Origin of the sequence: Micromonospora sp. SD12, from assembly GCF_052068495.1 — a bacterium.
Classification (GTDB): domain Bacteria; phylum Actinomycetota; class Actinomycetes; order Mycobacteriales; family Micromonosporaceae; genus Micromonospora; species Micromonospora echinofusca.
Window position 1 is genome coordinate 386,359 of record NZ_JBQHDF010000005.1, and the last position, 17,304, is coordinate 403,662.

Consider the following 17,304-nt stretch of genomic DNA (forward strand, 5'->3'; position numbering starts at 1 on the left):
GGAGGGTGTCGTGAAACGATCCAGATCTCTGGTGTTCTCGCTGGTCACAGCGGTGGTGGCGGCGCTGGGTGCGGTGTGGGTGGCGATGCCCGCCTTCGCCGCCGGAGTGACCGCCAGCTTCGTCAAGACGTCCGACTGGGGCTCGGGCTGGGAAGGGAAGTACACGATCACGAACGGGGGCGGGGCCACGGTCGACGGCTGGACCGTCGCCTTCGACCTGCCGGCCGGGACCACCGTCGGCAGCTACTGGGACGCGCTGCTGACCTCGTCGGGCCAGCGGCACACCTTCACCAACCGGTCCTGGAACGGCCGCATCGCCCCGGGGGCCTCGGTCTCGTTCGGCTTCCTCGGCTCCGGGCCGGGCGCGCCCACCAACTGCCAGCTCAACGGCACGGCGTGCGGCGGCGGCACCAGCCCCACCACCGCGCCCCCGACCACCGCACCGCCGACGACCCCGCCCCCGACCACGCCGCCCCCGACCACCCCGCCCCCGACGAGCCCGCCGCCGAACACCGGCCTGCCGAAGCACATCCTCACCGGGTACTGGCACAACTTCGACAACCCGGCCGTCGAGCTGCGTCTGCGTGACGTGCCCGCCGAGTACGACGTCGTCGCGGTCGCCTTCGCCGACGCCACCGCCACCCCTGGCGCGGTCGCCTTCGCCGTCGACCCCGGCCTGTCCGCCGCCCTCGGCGGCTACACCGACGCCGACTTCTCCGCCGACGTACGCGCCCTCCAGGCCCGGGGCAAGAAGGTGATCATCTCGGTCGGCGGCGAGACGGGCCGGGTGGCGGTCAACGACGCCGCCTCCGCGGTCGCGTTCAGCAACAGCGTCCACGCGCTGATCCAGCGGTACGGCTTCGACGGCGTCGACATCGACCTGGAGAACGGGCTGAACCCGACCTACATGGCCCAGGCGCTGCGCTCGCTGCGTGCCAAGGTGGGCGCGGGACTGATCATCGCGATGGCCCCGCAGACCATCGACATGCAGTCCCCGGACAGCAGCTACTTCAAGCTGGCGCTCGACATCAAGGACATCCTCACCGTCGTGAACACCCAGTTCTACAACTCGGGAGCGATGCTCGGCTGCGACCGCAACGCCGCGTACGCCCAGGGGACGGTGAACTTCATCGTGGCGCTGGCCTGCATCCAGTTGGAGGCCGGGCTCCGCCCGGACCAGGTCGGCCTCGGCCTGCCGGCCGGCCCCGGCGCAGCCGGCGGCGGCATCGTCGCGCCTTCCGTGGTGAACGCCGCGCTGGACTGCCTGGCCCGGGGCACCAACTGCGGTAGCTTCCGCCCGCCGCGCACCTACCCGGGTATCCGCGGCGCGATGACCTGGTCGGTCAACTGGGACGTGACCAACGGCAACACCTTCGCCCGCACGGTGGCCCCCCACCTGAAGACCCTCCCGTGACCTGACCCCTCTCCCGCCCTCCCTCCCACCCCCACCCGAGCGTCGATCTCGCAGTCGTGGAAGCCGCGCAAGCGGTCACATCGGGCGCCGCAAATGCGTGATCGACGCCGGTGGGGGCGGGAGGGCGGGGGTGGATCAGCGGGCGGCGTCGGCGTGGTCGTGCTGGCGGTCACGGCGACGACGGGTCTTCTTGATCGCCCACCAGGCGATCATCACGACGAAGACGGCGATGATGCCGTAGTCGAACCACTTGCTGTACTGCTCGATCTGCTGCCAGCGCGAGCCGAGCGCGTAGCCCAGGCCGACGAAGAGCGCGTTCCAGATGCCGCTGCCCAGCGTGGTGAACGCGATGAACTCCGGCAGCGGCATCCGGTTGGCCCCGGCGGGGATGGAGATCAGGCTGCGTACCACCGGCATCATCCGGCCGAAGAGCACCGCCCACCGGCCGTGCCGCTCGAACCAGCGGTCGGCCTTCTCCAGGTCGTCGAGGTCGACCAGGGGCAGCCGGTCGAGCCAGCGCTTGAGCCGGTCCTCGCCGGCCGCCGCGCCCAGCCAGTAGAGGACGAGCGCCCCGCCCAGGGAGCCGGCGGTGGCGGCGAGCCCCACCAGCACGACGTTGAAGCGTCCCTCGCTGGCCAGGTAGCCGGCCATCGCCAGGACGATCTCGCTCGGAATCGGCGGGATGATGCTTTCCAGGGCGACCAGCAGGGCCACCCCGATGGCACCGGCGGCGTCGATGACCCCCGCCACCCAACCGGTCAGGCCGCCGAGTTCGGTCGGGTCGACGTTCTCGGCGAGTGCCATCGCGATCCTCTCGGCTGGGTCCGATCGGAGTCATCTACCCTGCGGCCCGGCCGTCACACCTGCCCGTGAGTCGGGCCACCACCGGTCACCCCTGCGGGTGCAGTTCCGCGTCGGCCGGCCCCCGCCGCCATCCGGTGAACCGGACCCGCAGGCCGGCCCGGGTGGGGGAGCAGCAGTACGGCCCTGCCACCGCCACGGCCTGCGGCGCCAGCGGGGCGAGCCGCACCAGCCGCCACCGCTCGTCGTCGGCCCGGGCCCGTACGGTCAGCGCGTCCCGGTCGCGGCTGACCCGTACGGTCACCTCCCGCCCGGCCCAGATCGGCACCGGGGCGACCGACCAGTCGGAGACCTCGCGGGTCACCACGGCACCGACCTGCGGCTGGCCGTCGCTGACCTCCACCCCGGCCTTGACCCAGTTCCGTTCGTCGACCCGGACCAGCACGCCGGCCTGGTCGAACTGCTCGCCGTAGTCGAGGACGAAGCTCACCTCCACGGCCTCGCCCGTGGGCAGCGGCGCGAGCAGCGCCGGGGCGTCGTCGTGGACGAAGCCGTACGAGGTGTGCCGCCACAGGTCGCTGCCCCCGGCCGGCTGCACCAGCAGGTCGCCCGCCGGCCCGCCCTCGACCAGCACCGGCTCGTTCCACCACTCACCCTCGGCCCAGTCGATCGGCCGCTGCCCGTCTCCCATGCCGGTGACCGTACCGCCGGTGCTCGCCCGGGCGCCGCCCCTCGGGCGCGACGGCCGGGACGACAGACAGGCTCGTCCATGTTCACGGCGTCGTCCGGACACCCGGGAAGCCGGTGTTTGGCGGCACGCGGGATCGGAGACATAACCTCGGCATGGCTGACAGGTGGTACTCGGAGGCGGTCGTCTACTGCCTCGACATCGACACGTACGCGGACTCGGACGGCGACGGGGTCGGCGACATCCGGGGGCTCATCGGCCGGCTGGACTATCTCGCCCGGCTGGGCGTGACCTGCCTCTGGCTGCACCCCATCCACCCGTCACCCAACCGCGACGACGGCTACGACGCGACCGACTTCTACAACGTCGACCCGCGCTTCGGCACCCTCGGCGACTTCGCGGAGCTGCTGCACCAGGCGCAGAACCGCGGCATCCGGGTGATCATCGACCTGGTCGTGAACCACACCTCGAACGAGCACCCGTGGTTCCAGTCCGCCCGCTCGTCGCCCGACTCGCCGTACCGGGACTGGTACGTCTGGGCCGACCACGAGCCGGCCGACCGGCACCAGGGCATGGTCTTCCCCGGCGAGCAGCACGAGACCTGGACCTACGACCGCACGGCCAAGGCCTGGTACTACCACCGGTTCTACAAGTTCCAGCCGGACCTGAACATGACCAACCCGGCGGTCCGTGCCGAGGTCAAGAAGATCATGTCGTTCTGGCTCCAGCTCGGCGTCTCCGGCTTCCGGATGGACGCCGTGCCGTTCATCATCGAGCTGACCGAGGCGGGCAACCCGGACTCGCCGAAGGACTACGAGTTCCTCACCGAGCTGCGCCAGCACGTGCAGTGGCGCCGGGGCGACGCCGTCCTGCTCGCCGAGGCCAACGTCGAGCCCGACCAGTTGCCGACCTTCTTCGCCGACAGCGGCGGCTCGGGCAACCGGCTGCACATGCTCTTCGACTTCATGCTCAACGGGCGGCTGATGCTGGCCCTGGCCCGGCAGGACCCGGAACCGATCATCGAGGCGCTGCGGGACACCCCGAAGCTGCCCGAGGGCGGCCAGTGGGCGACCTTCCTGCGCAACCACGACGAGATCGACCTTTCCCGGCTCACCGCCGAGCAGCGCAACCAGGTGTACGCGGAGTTCGGCCCCGACGAGGACATGCGCATCTACGACCGGGGCATCCGCCGCCGGCTCGCCCCGATGCTCGGCAACGACCGTCGTCACATCGAGCTGGCGTACTCGTTGCAGTTCTCGCTGCGCGGCACGCCGGTGCTGCGCTACGGCGAGGAGATCGGCATGGGGGAGGACCTGTCGCTGCCCGGTCGGGAGGCGATCCGCACCCCGATGCAGTGGTCGTACCAGCCGAACGCCGGCTTCTCCACCGCCGACCCGGAGAAGCTGGTCCGCCCGGTCATCGACAAGGGCGAGTTCTCGTACGAGAAGGTGAACGTGACCGCCCAGCGCAGCGACCCGAAGTCGTTGCTCGCCTGGTTCGAGCGGATGATCCGTACGCTCCGCGAGGCCCCCGAGGTGGGCTCGGGCTCGACCACCCACATCGACGTGGCGGTGCCCCCGGGAGTGCTGGCGCACCGCGCCGACGGGCGCACCGGCACGATGGTCTTCGTGCACAACCTCGGCACCGACGACGCCGAGGTGGACCTCAGCACGCTGGAGCCGGAGGCGGACCTGCCCATCGACGTCCTCGCCGACCGCAACTACGGCGACGTCGGCAAGCTGGACCGGCTCAAGGTGGCCGGCCACGGCTACCGGTGGATCCGCCTCTGCCGGGGCCGCGGCCTCTGACCGGTCACTCCCGCCAGCCGGCGAGTTCCACCCCCTTGGCGAGCTCGACCCGGAAGCCCAGGGTGATCTCGCCGCTCTCTCCCGGCCCGAGCCGCAGCCGCCAGGTCAGCTCGCCCAGCTCCGTGCGCTCGGCCGGGGGCGGGACGAGGGTGGCCTCCCGCACGACCACCGCCTCGTCGCGCGACACCGGAAGCTGGTCGCGCACCTCCACGGTCGCCGGACGGGGCGTGTGGTTGGCGACGCAGATCCGGTACTCCACGTCCCGCCGCCGGGTCGAGCCGAGGGTGGCGCGGGTGTCGGAGCGTCGGCTGAGCTTGCGCTCCACGCGGACCCGGTCGTCCACCCCGAGGGCCAGTTCGGTCTCCTCGCCGGGCGCCCACGTCGGCAGTCGGGTGGCCGCGACGAAGTCGGCACCGTGGAAGACCGCCGCCGGGCCGGGGAGCAGCGTGTGCGGCGAGGTGTTGCGTACGGTCGCCCGCAGGTGCGCCTCGGTCGCGCGGACCGGCGCGGTCACGTGGTCCAACCGGGCCGGCAGCTCCAGCACGGCGATGGTGGCCCGGTGGGCGCTGCCGTCCGCCGGCACCGCGACGGGGCGGGCCGGCCGGTAGGTGGCCGCGGTGACGCCCTGCTCGACCGTGGCCGCGCTCTCGCGCACCTTGGGGCGCGGCGGGCCGGACCGGGCCACCGCGCCGGCGGGTGCCGCGCCGGGGGCCGCGGGCGCCGGCATCGCGCCGAAGCCCGCCGCCGCCATCGGCATCGGCGGCGGCACCGGCCGGACCCGTTCGAGGTACCAGGGCGTCAGCTCGGGTACGCGGGTCGCCGTCGCCGGGCGGGCCGTCGAGAGTTCGAGTACGCACTCCGGCCAGTCCTCGCCGGTGTCCTGGCTGACCAGGCCGAACCAGGTGACGGTCACGGTGTCGTCGACGAGCCGCACGTCGTAGGAGGGCTGCCAGCGGGCCCCGTCGACCAGGTAGGTCAGTTCCAGGTCCAGCTCGGCGTCGTCGGCGTCCACCGACACCGTCACCTCGGCGGCCAGCCGGTCCGGTGCCCGCTTGCCGCTCGCGGCCTCCAGTTCCCGCTCGACGACCGCCCGCTCCTCGGTCAGGTCGGTACGCCGCCGGTCCAGCCCGCGCCGGCGGCGCTGGGAGTCGGCGAGCTGGCCCGCCACCGAGTCGGCGAAGGCGGCCACGTCGGTCGGGGCGGCGTCGCCGGCGGCCAGCGCGCGGGCGTACGTGGCGCCGGCCCGGTCGGCCAGCCGGCTGAGGAACTGCCCCCGCTGCGTCTCGATCTCGTACGCGTCGTCGACCTCGGCCAGCTCGTCGGCCAGCTCCCGGCTGCGCTGCTCCAGCGCGCGGACCTGCCCGTCGACGCTGCGTGCCTGCCGCCAGGTCGTGACGTCCACGCCGAGTACGGTGGCCGCGCCCCGGCCGCCGACGCGCAGCGAGTCCCGCCGTACGCCCAGCGGCAGCGGCGCGACGCGTACCCGGTGCTCGCCGGCACCCAACCTGGTGCTGCCCCGGCGGGTGACCCGGGCCCGGTCCGGATAGACGGTGACGCCGACGACGGGTGCTTCGATCTCCACTGCCTCCACGGCGGCGAGCGTAGCCGGACGACGCTCGTGACCTCGTCGGACGCGACGGGTCGCGGGAGCCGGCGTCCCGCGTCGGGCCGGCACCGCGTACGCCTGGGTTAAGCTCCTTCGATCGAACGCAAGTTACCGGGAGGTAGGCATGTCGGAGGAGCAGCGGGTCGCCATCGTCACGGGGGCGGCGCGGGGGATCGGGGCGGCCACCGCCCGGCGGCTGGCGGCCGACGGCCTCGCGGTCGCCGTGGTCGACATCGAGGAGTCCGCGACCAAGGAGACCGTGGACGCCATCGTCGCCGCCGGCGGCCGGGCGCTCGGCGTCGGCGCGGACGTGTCCGACCGGGCCCAGGTGGAGGCGGCCGTGCAGCGGGTCGCCGCCGAACTGGGCGCCCCGACGGTGCTGGTCAACAACGCCGGCGTGCTCCGCGACAACCTGCTGTTCAAGATGACCGACGCCGACTGGGACACGGTCATGGGCGTGCACCTGCGCGGAGCGTTCCTGTTCAGCCAGGCCGCCCAGAAGCACATGGTCGAGGCGAAGTGGGGCCGGATCGTCAACCTCTCCAGCACCTCGGCGCTCGGCAACCGGGGGCAGGCGAACTACTCGGCGGCGAAGGCCGGCCTCCAGGGCTTCACCAAGACCCTCGCCATCGAGCTGGGCCCGTTCGGGGTGACCGTCAACGCGGTCGCGCCCGGCTTCATCGTCACCGACATGACCGCCGCCACCGCCGCCCGGATGAAGGTCGACTTCGAGGCGCTCCAGAAGCACGCCGAGTCGGAGATCGCGGTACGCCGGGTCGGCCGCCCCGAGGACATCGCGCACACCATCTCGTTCCTCGCCAGCGAGGGCGCCTCCTTCGTCTCCGGCCAGGTCATCTACGTGGCCGGCGGCCCCAAGGGCTGACCCCGCGTACGCCCCGGCGGGCACCCGCCCGCCGGGGATCAGGCCGCGGCGGGGCGGGTGCGCCAGAGCCAGAGCAGGCCGAGCACCGGCAGGACCAGCGGGATGTAGCCGTACCCGCTGCCGAACTGCGACCAGACCGTCTCGTCGGGGAAGAGTTCCGGGTCGACGAGGCTGAGGGTGCCGACGCCGAGCACCCCGGCCAGCTCCACGGCGCAGCACGCCAGGGCGACGCGCCGGCCGGCGGCGCCGGCGCGGGCCAGCCCCACGGCCGCGACGATGTAGATGGCCGCGGCGAGGGCCGAGAGCAGGTACGCCACGGGCGCCTCGTCGAACTTCGTGGCGATCTGGAGGCCGGCGCGGCTCGTCGCGGCGATCGCGAAGAGCAGGTAGACCGCGATCAGCAGCCGTCCGGGGCCGGCGTTGGTCCGCTTCCGTTCCGGGGCGCGTACGTCAGCCACCGAGCACCTCCCACGTCTGCTGGAGTCGTACGACGACCACCGGCGTGACGAGGCAGACCGCGCAGACGATCGCCGAGCCCCAGCGCGTCGGCTCCATCCGGGCCAGCACCCAGGCCAGCGGCGGCAGGCACACCAGCGTCGCCAGGTACCCGAAGAAGGCCCCCGGCTCGTCCGGCCGTTCGCCGCCGCCGAGGGCGACCAGCGCCACCACCGCCAGCGCGAGCAGCGCCACCTCCAGCGCGGCCAGGCCGGCGAGCTGCATCCGGTCCGGCGCGCGGTGCCGCAGCGTGGCGACCAGCGCCCAGGCGGCGACGAGGAGCGACAACACGATCGAGGCTGTCGCGAGGAGCCCGTCCACCGGCGAACCCGCCGTCGCTGCGCTGGTCACCGGGGCCATCCGGAGTGCGGTTCGGTCACCGGCACAGCCTACTAACCCGCGTAGTACACCCCGTCACCCGCCGCCCCGCCTCGGCGACCCCGCGTCGTCGATGCCGGGGCGACCCGGGGCCGACGGATCCGGTCCCCGGATGTCCGGCATCCGCCCGGTGTGGGCTCGAGTGGGCGTGGGTATGGGTCCGGCCGAGGCGACGACTGTCGTGAAGGGACAGTGCACCCCCTATCGACCCCTATTTATGCGTGAGGGCACCGTTGCGGAGCGTTATCCTCTGACGACGTCGCCGACCTCCGACGGCAAGTTCGTCTGACGGAGAGGATCGCCATGTCGTTGCCCACCATCCCCCCGGCGCTGAGCGTGGTGATGCCGACGTACCAGGACCCGCAGTGCCTCGCGCTGACCCTCAGGGCGCTGACCCGCCAGACGTTGCCGCCGGAACGCTTCGAGGTGATCGTGGTCCGGGACGGCGGCTCGTCCGACGGGTACGCCGAGGCTCTCGCCGAGGGTGCCGGTCTCCGCCTGCGCGTGCTGGAACTCGCCCAGCGCAAGGGCCGCTCCGTCGCCCGCAACGAGGGGGCGCGCCGTGCCTCCGCGCCCCTGCTGGTCTTCCTCGACGCCGACTCGTGGGCGGTGCCCGACCTGCTGGAGCGGCACCTGGCCTGGCACAGCACGCCCGGCAACGCGGCGGTGCTGATCGGCCGGCGGGACGAGATCGGCCTCGCGGACCTGCCCGCCGTGCTGGCCGGGGAGTCGCACGCGATCGCGCGCGCCTTCCCGCACGGCGGCGACCTGCGGTTCGGGACGGGGCTCCCGGACGACGGCGGCGAGTGGCTCCGGGCCGGCTGGGTCATCGCCTACACGCACAACATCTCGCTGTCCAGCGCGCACTTCGCGCAGGTCGGTGGCTACCGGGAGGCGTTCGGCCTGAGCTACGGCGTGGAGGACGTCGAGCTGTTCTACCGCGTCGACCGCAGCCTGCCCGACGGCGTCAACTTCGGCTACGACGACGATGCCCGGGTCGTCCACCTGCCGCACCACAAGAACATCACCCGCAACTGGATGGAGATGAAGGCCAACTTCCAGCAGGCCGCCCGGCTCTATCCCTGCCTCGAGTGGGAGTTCCTCACCGCCGTCATGGGGTACGAGGCGATCCGGCGGATCCTGCACTACCGGGCGCTCATCGACGAGTGCGTCGAGCGGTCGGCCTGCGCCATCGGGCCCGCCGCCGCGCGCCTCGCCGGCCAGCTGCGGGGGCACCGCACGCTCTGGATCGGCACCGGCCGCGCCGAGTCGGGGTTGCCCGCCTCGGCGCTGACCTTCGACTACGCCGCGCCCATCGGGCGGACGAACTTCCACCTGCTCGGCGTCGCCCCGCCCATGCCGCCGGGCAGCCTGGACGCGGTGATCAGCGTGGACTTCTGGCGGTACCTGCTGTGGCCGGAACTCTGCCAGTTCATCTCCGCCTCGCTGGCGCTGGCCGGCGAGGTCCACCTGGTCGCCACCGCCGACTCGACGCCGGGGATGTGCGCCGCCGACCCGCAGACGCTCGACTACCTGCGCCAGGCACAGGCCGCGGCGTGCACGGCCGAACTGCGCGCGGTCGAGGGGCTCGGCCACGTACTGACCCTGCGGGCCCTCCAGCCCGCGGCCGGCGCCACGCGCCGGGTACCCGCTCAGACCGCCGCCAAGGCGCGACCCCCGGCACTGGCGCCGGGGCGCTCCACGACGCGGGGATAGCAGATCGACGGTGCGGACAGGCCCGACAAAGCCGTCAGGCCTGTCCCACCGCGCCCGGAGCCGCCGTAAGAGACGGAAAGGCGAGTATCATGCGCGTACTGCTGTCGACTCTCGGGTCGCGTGGCGACGTCCAACCACTGGTGGCGCTCGCATCGCGGTTGAAGGCCCTCGGCGTTCAGGTCCGCCTCTGCGCCCCGCCGGACTTCGCCCGCTGGGTGGCGACCTTCAGGATTCCCTTCGTACCCGTCGGCCCGCCCTGGCGCAGGTCGGCGGCGCCCAGGTCGCGGGCCGCCGTGCCCAAACCCTCGCCCGCACAGGTACGCAAGCTGGCCGAATCCTCCATCGGCATCCAGTACGAGGTGCTGTCGGCCGCCGCCCGGGACTGTGACGTCCTCGTCGCGTCGACCGGCCTCCAGATCGCCGCCCGCACCGTGGCGGAGAAGCGCGGCATCCCGTACGTCTTCGCGGCGCTCTGCCCGGCGGCCCTTCCCTCACCGCACCACCCTCCGCTACCGCTGCCGGTGCTCGGGGAGGCGCCGGCGCCCGCGTCGGCCGACAACCGCGACCTGTGGGCGGCCAACCTGCGGCACGTCAACGACACCTTCGCCGCGCCTCTCAACGCGCTGCGGTCGGCGGTGGGGCTGGGCACGGTCGACGACGTGAGCGACCACATCCACACCGATCAGCCGTGGCTGGCCACCGACCCGACCCTGGCACCCTGGCCGGACGCCGCCGATCCGGCCGTCTACCAGCCGGGCGCCTGGCTCCTGCCGGACGAGCGGGCCCTGCCCGCCGAGTTGACGACCTTCCTGGACGCCGGTGGGCCGTGCGTCTACGTCGGATTCGGCAGCGTCGCCGCACCCCCGGGCCTGCTGGAGACGGCCGTGCAGGCCGTGCGCGCGGTCGGCTGCCGGCTGGTCGTCTCCCGGGGCTGGGCACCGCTCTCGCTGAGCGACCGGGCACCCGACTGCCTGGTGGTCGGTGAGGTGAACCAGCAGGCGCTGTTCAGGGAGGTGGCCGTGGTGGTCCATCATGGCGGCGCGGGCACCACGACCACGGCCGCGCGGGCCGGGACGCCGCAGGTCGTCATCCCGCAGGTGTACGACCAGCACTACTTCGCGGACCGGGTGTCCGCGCTCGGCATCGGCACCGCACACCCCGGCTCGGTGCCGACCGTCGAGTCGCTGACCGAGGCTCTCGGCGCCGCGCTGCGGCCGGAGGTGGCCGCCCGGGCCCGCGAGTTCGCCGGCGTCGTACGCACCGACGCGGCGCAGGTCGCCGCGAAGCGGTTGACCGCCGCCCTGGGGGCCTGAGCGGGCGGCTGAGCCCCGTCGGTCCACGACCGGCGGGGCTCAGCCGCCACGACCCTGGCACCGGTCCCGGACGCGGCGGCCGGGCACGCCCCCGACTTCCGGCACAGGCCCGGCGTGACTCTCGGCCGCGGGTACCGTGGTGTGACGACGACGTGGAGGTTCTCGTGGTGCGGTTCGGGTTGTTCGGCACCGGTCACTGGGCGGCCGAGACGCACGGCGCGGCGCTGGACGCGCACCCGGGGGTCACGTTCGCCGGCGTGTGGGGCCGCGACCCGGGCAAGGCCGCCGCCCTGGCCGAGCGCTACGGGGTGCCGGCGTTCGACGACGTCGACGCGCTCGTCGACGCCTGCGACGCGGTCGCCGTCGCCCTCCCGCCGCACGTCCAGGCCGACATCGCGGTCCGCGCGGCCACCGCCGGCCGGCACCTGCTGCTGGACAAGCCGCTCGCGTTGAGCGTGACCGACGCCGACCGGGTGGTGGATGCCGCGCAGTCGGCGGGCGTCGCCTCGGTGGTCTTCTTCACGGGCCGCTACCAGCCCGACGTCGCCGCCTTCCTCGCCTCGACGGCCGCCGTCGGCGGGTGGCACACCGCCAGGGCGGTCCGGTTCGGATCCATCTTCCGCCCCGACAGCCCGTACGCTGCCTCGTCCTGGCGTCGGGAGCACGGCGCGCTGTGGGACATCGGCCCGCACGCGCTGTCGCTCATCCTGCCGGTGCTCGGGCGGGTCACCCGCGTCGCCGCGATGGACGGGCCGCGCGGGCTCGTCCACCTGCTCCTCACCCACGACGGGGGCGCGACCAGCACGGTGTCGCTGACCCTGGACGCCCCGCAGGAGGCGGTGAGCAGGGAGTACGTCTTCTATGGCGAGAACGGCGTCGAGACCGTTCCGGCCGGCGACGGCAGTCCGGCGACCGCCCTCGGGGTGGCGATCGACCAACTGCTGGAGGAGATCGGGTCGGGCACCCGGGACCACCGCTGCGACGTGCGCTTCGGTCGCGAGGTCGTCGCCGTGCTGGCCGCCGCCGAGACCGCCCGCGCCGAGGGCCGCACCGTCGACCTGCCGGCCTGAGTCGGAGGCGCCAGGGTCCGCCGAGGCGGAAAAGCGGTCGCCTCCTGTGGACGGGCGCGGTTAGGGTCGCCGCATGTCCGCGCACGCTCTGATCGAGGCGGTCGGTACGCCGGCCGCATTCGGGCCCCTGCTGGTGGCCCGCCCGCGCGTCCGGCGTCCGGCCCTGGCCGGCGCGACCCGCGGCTGACCTCGCACCGCACGCGCGGCGCCACCGCCCGGGTGACCCCGGGCGCGACGCCGCCCCCGCCACTCGTCCAGGTGCCGACCCGGGGCTGATGCCGCCCCGGTCGTGCACGCCGGCGTGGCGCCTGTGGTGCGCCGCCGATTCCGCGTTCCGCGTCCCGCCCAGGGCCGTCCGAGTCCCCGAATCCTCGGACAGGCCCGCGCTCGCGGCTGCCTGTCCGCTCCGTCGCCGCACGGCGACAGACAGGACGACGACCCGTGGCGCCCCGCCGTACCCGAGCAACCGAACGCGACCGGTCCCGTCGCGTACTGTCCCAGAACTTCCTCGCCGACCCGGCCGCGATCGCCCGCGTGGTGCACGCCGCCCGGCCCGGGCCCGACCGGCTCCTGCTGGAGGTGGGCGCCGGCCGGGGCCAGCTCACCCGGCCGCTCGCCGCCCGCTGCCGGCACCTGACGGCGTACGAGGTGGACCCGGCCGCCGGCGCCGAGCTGGCCCGGGTCTGCGCCGCCCTGCCGAACGTGACGCACCGGCAGGCCGACTTCCTCACCGCAGCGCCCCCGCCGGAGGAGTTCGACGTGGTCGGCAACATCCCCTGGTCGCTGACCTCGGCCGTGGTGCGCTGGTGCCTGGCCGCGCCCGGCCTGCGCGCGGCCACCCTGCTCACCCAGTTGGAGTACGCCCGCCGGCGCAGCGGCGACTACGGCCGGTGGACCAGGCTGACCGTGCTGACCTGGCCGGAGTTCGGCTGGCGGCTCGCCGGGCGGGTGCCCCGCACCGCGTTCCGCCCGGTGCCGAGGGTGGACGCCGGCATCCTGCGCGTCGAGCGGCGGCCGGAGCCGCTGCTGGCCGCGTCGGCGCTGCCCGCGTACCGCCGGATGGTGGAGATCGGCTTCGACGGGGTCGGCGGCTCACTCGCGGCCTCGCTCGCCCGGCACCACCCGCGGGCGCGGCTGGCGGCGGCGCTGCGGGCGACCCGGCTCGACCCGGCCACGCCGGTCGGGCACGTCTGGCCCGAGCAGTGGCTGGTGCTGTTCCGCCTGCTGCACGCCCGCTGAGGGATCAGGCCAGGGTGTTCAGGGCCTCGCTCAGCTCGGCGGGGGAGCCGAACTCCTCCGCCGGCAGGGCCCGCAGCGTCTGGAGCATCTCCGTGCTGACCCCGTTCTCCTGGCCCCAGCGGATGAGGTCCTCCCGGGAGACCGGGTAGTCGAGCCCGGCCAGGTACTCCTGCAACTGCACGCCGGTGACGGTCATGCCGGCGGGCTACCCGCTCAGCCCGCCGGCACACGCCCGCCGATCGACGATCGGCGGTTTGCCCGGGCGGCGCGCCGGGTAGCCGCCCGCATGCTGGTTCAGCGGCTCGGCGCGCCGAGCGACTTCGACCCGTTGCTGGAGCGCGTCCGGGACGCCCGGATCGTGATGATCGGCGAGGCGACGCACGGCAACCACGACTACTACCGGCTGCGCGAACAGCTCACCCGCCGGCTGATCGCCGAGTGCGGGTTCTCCTTCGTGGCGGTGGAGGGGGACTGGCCCGACTGCGACCGGGTGCACCGCTCGGTGACCGCCGCCCCGGGCGGGGCAGCCGACCCGCGCGTCGCGCTGGAGCGCTTCGAGCGCTGGCCGACCTGGATGTGGGCGAACGCCGAGGTGTCGCGCTTCTGCTCCTGGCTGCGGGCGTGGAACGTGGAGCGGCCCGAGGACGCCCGGGCCGGCTTCCACGGCCTGGACGTCTACAGCCTCTGGGAGTCCATGCAGGCGATCTTCGACTATCTCGGCGAGGAGGACCCGGGTTCGCTGGAGGCGGCCCAGGACGCGTACCGCTGCTTCGAGCCGTACGGCAAGCGGGTCGAGGAGTACGGCATGGCGAGCCGGTTCGTCTCGGCCCGCTGCGAGGAGGAGGTCGTACGGCTGCTGGCGCGTACCCGCGCACAGGCCGCCGGGGACGGCCCGGACAGCTTCTCGGCCTGGCAGAACGCGGAGGTGGTGGCGGGGGCGGAGCGCTACTACCGGGCGATGGTGCGCGGCGGGCCGGAGTCGTGGAACATCCGGGACACGCACATGGCGGACACCCTGGACCGGCTGCTGGAGCGCTACGGACCGGGCGCGCGGGGCGTCGTCTGGGCGCACAACACGCACGTGGGCGACGCCCGGGCCACCGACATGGCCGGCGACGGGATGGTCAACGTCGGCCAGCTGGCCCGCGAGCGGCACGGCGCGGACGAGGTGGTCCTGGTCGGCTTCGGCGGCTACCGGGGCACGGTGCTCGCCGCACCCCGCTGGGGGTCGCCGGCCGAGACGATGGTGGTGCCGCCGGCCCGCCCCGGCTCGGTCGAGCACCGGCTGCACGAGCTGATGCCCGAGCGGGCCGTGCTGGTCTTCGGCGGCGACGACCAGCCCGGCTGGGTCACCGGGACCGCCGACCACCGGGCGATCGGGGTGGTCTACGACCCGTCCTTCGAGTCGTGGGGCAACTACGTGCCGACCCGGCTGGGGGAGCGCTACGACGCCTTCGTCTGGTGCGATGAGACGACGGCCCTGCACCCCCTCCCGGCCCTGACCACCCCGGGCGAGATGGAGACCTACCCGGCCGGCGTCTGACCCGCGCCCCGCTCCGATTCCGCCGATCATGCAGTCGTGGTGCCCGTTCCGACCGGTTCCACCGGTTGTGCGGGGCACCACGACTGCATGATCGACCGAGCGGTGCCGGGTCAGGTGTGGGCGGGGGACCTGTCGTCCAGGTGGGCGCGCAGGCCCTCGCCCTCGATGTCGACGTTGGGCAGGATCTTGTCCAGCCAACGGGGGAGCCACCAGGCCCGCTTGCCGAGCAGCGACATCACGGCCGGCACGATGGTCATCCGGACCACGAACGCGTCGATGGCCACGCCGATGGCGAGCGCGAAGCCCATCGACTTGATGACCGGGTCGTCGAGGAACACGAAGCCGCCGAACACCGAGATCATGATCAGCGCGGCGGCGGTCACCACCCGGGCGCCGTGCCCCATCCCGTTGATGGTCGCCTGCTGCGCGGTGTCACCGTGCACGAAGTCCTCCCGCATCCGGGAGACCAGGAAGACCTCGTAGTCCATCGCCAGGCCGAACAGGATGCCGATCAGCAGGATCGGCAGGAAGCTGACCAGCGGGCCGGGCGTGTCCAGGCCGACCAGGTCGGCGAGGTGGCCCTGCTGGAACACCGCCACGGTGATGCCGAAGGTGGCGGCGACGGTGAGCAGGAAGCCCAGCGCGGCCTTGACCGGCACCAGCAGCGAGCGGAAGACCAGCATCAGCAGCAGCACCGAGAGGCCCACCACCAGCAGCAGGTAGACCGGCAGGGCGTCGGAGAGCTTCTCGGAGACGTCGATGCCGATCGCGGTCGCGCCGGTGAGCAGCACCTCGACGTCGCGGACCTCGCCCACCTTCGCGCGTACGTCGTTGACCAGGGTCTCGGTGGCCTCGTCGGTCGGGCCGGTCTTCGGCACCACCCCGAGCAGCGCGGTGCGGCCGTCCGGGCTGAGCTGCGGCGGGGCCACCGCGAGGACGTTCTCGGTGCCCTGGACGAGCGCGGTGACCTGCGGGATGGCGGCCGAGGTCGCCTGCGGGGTGTCCCCGGCGACCACCACCGCGAGCCGGCCGGTGAAGCCCGGCCCGAAGCCCTCGGTGATCAGGTCGTTCGACGCCCGCGCCGGCGAGCCGACCGGCGCGGTGCCCGCGTCGGGCAGCGCCAGGCGCATGTCGGGCGCGGGCAGCGCGAGCAGCCCCAGCCCGATCAGCCCGACCAGGATGACCGGCACCCGGAACCGGGTGACGAGACGCGCCCAGCGGAAGCCGAAGCCCGACCGGTCCTCGGCCGGCGTGGTGCCCGCCTCGGCGGCGTCGGCCGCCCGTTCCCCGGACGCCGCGTCCCCGGCCGGCACGGTGGTGCGCAGCTTGCGGGGCAGCACCCGGCGGCCGGCGAAGCCGAGCAGGGCCGGCTGGAGGGTGATCGCGACCAGCACCGCGACGGTGACCGTACCGGCGGCGGCCAGACCCATCACCGTCAGGAACGGGATGTTCACCACGGCCAGCCCGGCCAGCGCGATGACCACGGTGGCGCCGGCGAAGACCACGGCCGAGCCGGCGGTGCCGACCGCGCGGCCCACCGCCTCGTCCGGCGGCAGCCCCTCCATCAGGTTCTGCCGGTAACGGGAGGTGATGAAGAGCGAGTAGTCGATGCCGACCGCGAGGCCGAGCATCAGGGCGAGGATCGGGGCGGTGCTGCTCAGGTCGACCACGCTGCTGATCGCGAAGAGGCCCGCCATGCCGACGCCCACGCCGATCAGCGCGTTGAGCATCGTCATCCCGGCCGCCACCAGCGAACCGAACGTGACCACCAGGACGATCGCGGCGACCGCCACACCGATCGCCTCGGTCGAGCCGACCTCCGGCACGCTGCTGAGCACCTCGCCGCCGGGCGCGACCTCCCAGCCCTGGGCCTCGACCCGCTCGCCGACCTTCTCGTACGCGTCGCGCTGGGCGTCGGTCACCTCGTCGGCGCCGGTGGCGAACTGGACCTGGACCAGCGCGTACCGGCCGTCGGGGGAGACCGCCCCCACCTGGAACGGGTCGACGGCGCCGACGACGCCGGGCAGCGTCGCGGCCTCCTGGGTGAGTTCCTTCACCACGGCCTGCCCCTGCGGGCTGGCGAGCGCGCCGTCGGCCGGCGCCTTGACCGCGATCGTGCCGGTCGCGCCGCTGGCCGCCGGGAACTGCTCGGCGAGCAGGTCGAGGGCGCGCTGCGACTCCGTGCCGGGCATGGTGAAGTTGTCGGCTATCGGGCCGCGCAGGGTCGCGGCGGCGAGGCCGAGACCGACGAGTACGACGAGCCAGATCGCCGCGACGAGTCGCCGCCGGCGCATCGAGCCCCGGCCGAGCCGGTAGAGCAGGGTGGCCATGAGTTCCTTGTCCTCGGTCG

General features: G+C 73.8%; 14 protein-coding genes and 1 pseudogene. 8 read left to right on the forward strand and 7 right to left on the reverse strand.

Annotation, left to right across the window (positions count from 1 at the left end):
- Positions 1-10 precede the first annotated feature (10 nt).
- Positions 11-1,414 carry a chitinase gene (locus ACTMS2_RS14080; RefSeq protein WP_441175731.1) on the forward strand — a complete coding sequence of 468 codons (1,404 nt, stop codon included), beginning with the start codon at positions 11-13 and terminating at the stop codon, positions 1,412-1,414.
- Positions 1,415-1,549: 135 nt separating this feature from the next.
- Here the strand turns inward: ACTMS2_RS14080 and ACTMS2_RS14085 are convergent, their stop codons facing one another.
- On the reverse strand, positions 1,550-2,218 hold the full coding sequence (locus tag ACTMS2_RS14085) for a DedA family protein (RefSeq protein ID WP_441175732.1): 669 nt from the start codon (positions 2,216-2,218) through the stop codon (positions 1,550-1,552).
- An 85-nt stretch (positions 2,219-2,303) separates the two neighbouring features.
- Positions 2,304-2,906: a DUF1349 domain-containing protein gene (locus ACTMS2_RS14090; RefSeq protein WP_441175733.1), complete on the reverse strand. Its 603-nt coding sequence runs from the start codon at positions 2,904-2,906 to the stop codon at positions 2,304-2,306.
- A 152-nt stretch (positions 2,907-3,058) separates the two neighbouring features.
- Between ACTMS2_RS14090 and ACTMS2_RS14095 the strand changes: the two genes are divergently transcribed.
- Positions 3,059-4,711: an alpha-amylase family protein gene (locus ACTMS2_RS14095; RefSeq protein WP_441175734.1), complete on the forward strand. Its 1,653-nt coding sequence runs from the start codon at positions 3,059-3,061 to the stop codon at positions 4,709-4,711.
- Positions 4,712-4,715: 4 nt separating this feature from the next.
- Here the strand turns inward: ACTMS2_RS14095 and ACTMS2_RS14100 are convergent, their stop codons facing one another.
- Positions 4,716-6,302, reverse strand: a complete 1,587-nt coding sequence (locus ACTMS2_RS14100; protein ID WP_441175735.1) for a DUF4139 domain-containing protein — start codon at positions 6,300-6,302, stop codon at positions 4,716-4,718.
- Positions 6,303-6,441: 139 nt separating this feature from the next.
- Between ACTMS2_RS14100 and fabG the strand changes: the two genes are divergently transcribed.
- Positions 6,442-7,200, forward strand: coding sequence for a 3-oxoacyl-ACP reductase FabG (gene fabG, locus ACTMS2_RS14105; RefSeq protein WP_441175736.1), 759 nt, complete (start codon positions 6,442-6,444; stop codon positions 7,198-7,200).
- Here the strand turns inward: fabG and ACTMS2_RS14110 are convergent.
- Together ACTMS2_RS14110 and ACTMS2_RS14115 are read right to left on the reverse strand one after the other, a co-directional pair.
- Positions 7,173-7,658: pseudogene (locus ACTMS2_RS14110) on the reverse strand (hypothetical protein). The gene fabG and the pseudogene ACTMS2_RS14110 sit on opposite strands and share 28 nt — an antisense overlap.
- A complete protein-coding gene (locus ACTMS2_RS14115) occupies positions 7,651-8,046 on the reverse strand; it encodes a hypothetical protein (RefSeq protein ID WP_441175737.1) in 396 nt (131 codons plus the stop codon). Before ACTMS2_RS14115 ends, ACTMS2_RS14110 begins: the two are co-directional and overlap by 8 nt.
- 330 nt (positions 8,047-8,376) lie before the next feature.
- Here ACTMS2_RS14115 and ACTMS2_RS14120 point away from each other — a divergent pair, with 330 nt between their 5' ends.
- The 4 genes from ACTMS2_RS14120 (at position 8,377) to erm (ending at position 13,411) form a co-directional block, all read left to right on the forward strand.
- Complete coding sequence (locus ACTMS2_RS14120) at positions 8,377-9,789, forward strand: glycosyltransferase family 2 protein (protein ID WP_441175738.1); 1,413 nt, start codon at positions 8,377-8,379, stop codon at positions 9,787-9,789.
- Positions 9,790-9,878: 89 nt separating this feature from the next.
- Complete coding sequence (locus ACTMS2_RS14125) at positions 9,879-11,102, forward strand: glycosyltransferase (protein WP_441175739.1); 1,224 nt, start codon at positions 9,879-9,881, stop codon at positions 11,100-11,102.
- Between the two features lie 167 nt (positions 11,103-11,269).
- Complete coding sequence (locus ACTMS2_RS14130; protein WP_441175791.1) at positions 11,270-12,172, forward strand: Gfo/Idh/MocA family protein; 903 nt, start codon at positions 11,270-11,272, stop codon at positions 12,170-12,172.
- A gap of 441 nt (positions 12,173-12,613) precedes the next feature.
- Positions 12,614-13,411 (forward strand): ErmE/ErmH/ErmO/ErmR family 23S rRNA (adenine(2058)-N(6))-methyltransferase, encoded by a 798-nt coding sequence (gene erm, locus ACTMS2_RS14135; protein ID WP_441175740.1) that lies wholly within the window; start codon positions 12,614-12,616, stop codon positions 13,409-13,411.
- A gap of 4 nt (positions 13,412-13,415) precedes the next feature.
- Here the strand turns inward: erm and ACTMS2_RS14140 are convergent, their stop codons facing one another.
- Positions 13,416-13,607, reverse strand: coding sequence for a DUF2795 domain-containing protein (locus tag ACTMS2_RS14140; RefSeq protein WP_441175741.1), 192 nt, complete (start codon positions 13,605-13,607; stop codon positions 13,416-13,418).
- Positions 13,608-13,697: 90 nt separating this feature from the next.
- Between ACTMS2_RS14140 and ACTMS2_RS14145 the strand changes: the two genes are divergently transcribed.
- Entirely contained in the window at positions 13,698-14,954 is a 1,257-nt protein-coding gene (locus tag ACTMS2_RS14145; RefSeq protein ID WP_441175742.1) for an erythromycin esterase family protein, read from the forward strand.
- Between the two features lie 110 nt (positions 14,955-15,064).
- Here ACTMS2_RS14145 and ACTMS2_RS14150 read toward each other — a convergent pair whose 3' ends face one another.
- Positions 15,065-17,284, reverse strand: coding sequence for an MMPL family transporter (locus tag ACTMS2_RS14150; RefSeq protein WP_441175743.1), 2,220 nt, complete (start codon positions 17,282-17,284; stop codon positions 15,065-15,067).
- Positions 17,285-17,304: the final 20 nt, after the last annotated feature.

Excerpts from the sequence above, each read along its gene's own strand:
- ACTMS2_RS14085 (WP_441175732.1), bottom strand. The coding sequence starts at position 2,218 with ATGGCACTCGCCGAGAACGTCGACCCGACCGAACTCGGCGGCCTGACC.
- ACTMS2_RS14090 (WP_441175733.1), bottom strand. The coding sequence starts at position 2,906 with ATGGGAGACGGGCAGCGGCCGATCGACTGGGCCGAGGGTGAGTGGTGG.
- ACTMS2_RS14095 (WP_441175734.1), top strand. The coding sequence starts at position 3,059 with ATGGCTGACAGGTGGTACTCGGAGGCGGTCGTCTACTGCCTCGACATC.
- fabG (WP_441175736.1), top strand. The coding sequence starts at position 6,442 with ATGTCGGAGGAGCAGCGGGTCGCCATCGTCACGGGGGCGGCGCGGGGG.
- ACTMS2_RS14120 (WP_441175738.1), top strand. The coding sequence starts at position 8,377 with ATGTCGTTGCCCACCATCCCCCCGGCGCTGAGCGTGGTGATGCCGACG.
- ACTMS2_RS14125 (WP_441175739.1), top strand. The coding sequence starts at position 9,879 with ATGCGCGTACTGCTGTCGACTCTCGGGTCGCGTGGCGACGTCCAACCA.
- ACTMS2_RS14140 (WP_441175741.1), bottom strand. The coding sequence starts at position 13,607 with ATGACCGTCACCGGCGTGCAGTTGCAGGAGTACCTGGCCGGGCTCGAC.
- ACTMS2_RS14145 (WP_441175742.1), top strand. The coding sequence starts at position 13,698 with ATGCTGGTTCAGCGGCTCGGCGCGCCGAGCGACTTCGACCCGTTGCTG.
- ACTMS2_RS14150 (WP_441175743.1), bottom strand. The coding sequence starts at position 17,284 with ATGGCCACCCTGCTCTACCGGCTCGGCCGGGGCTCGATGCGCCGGCGG.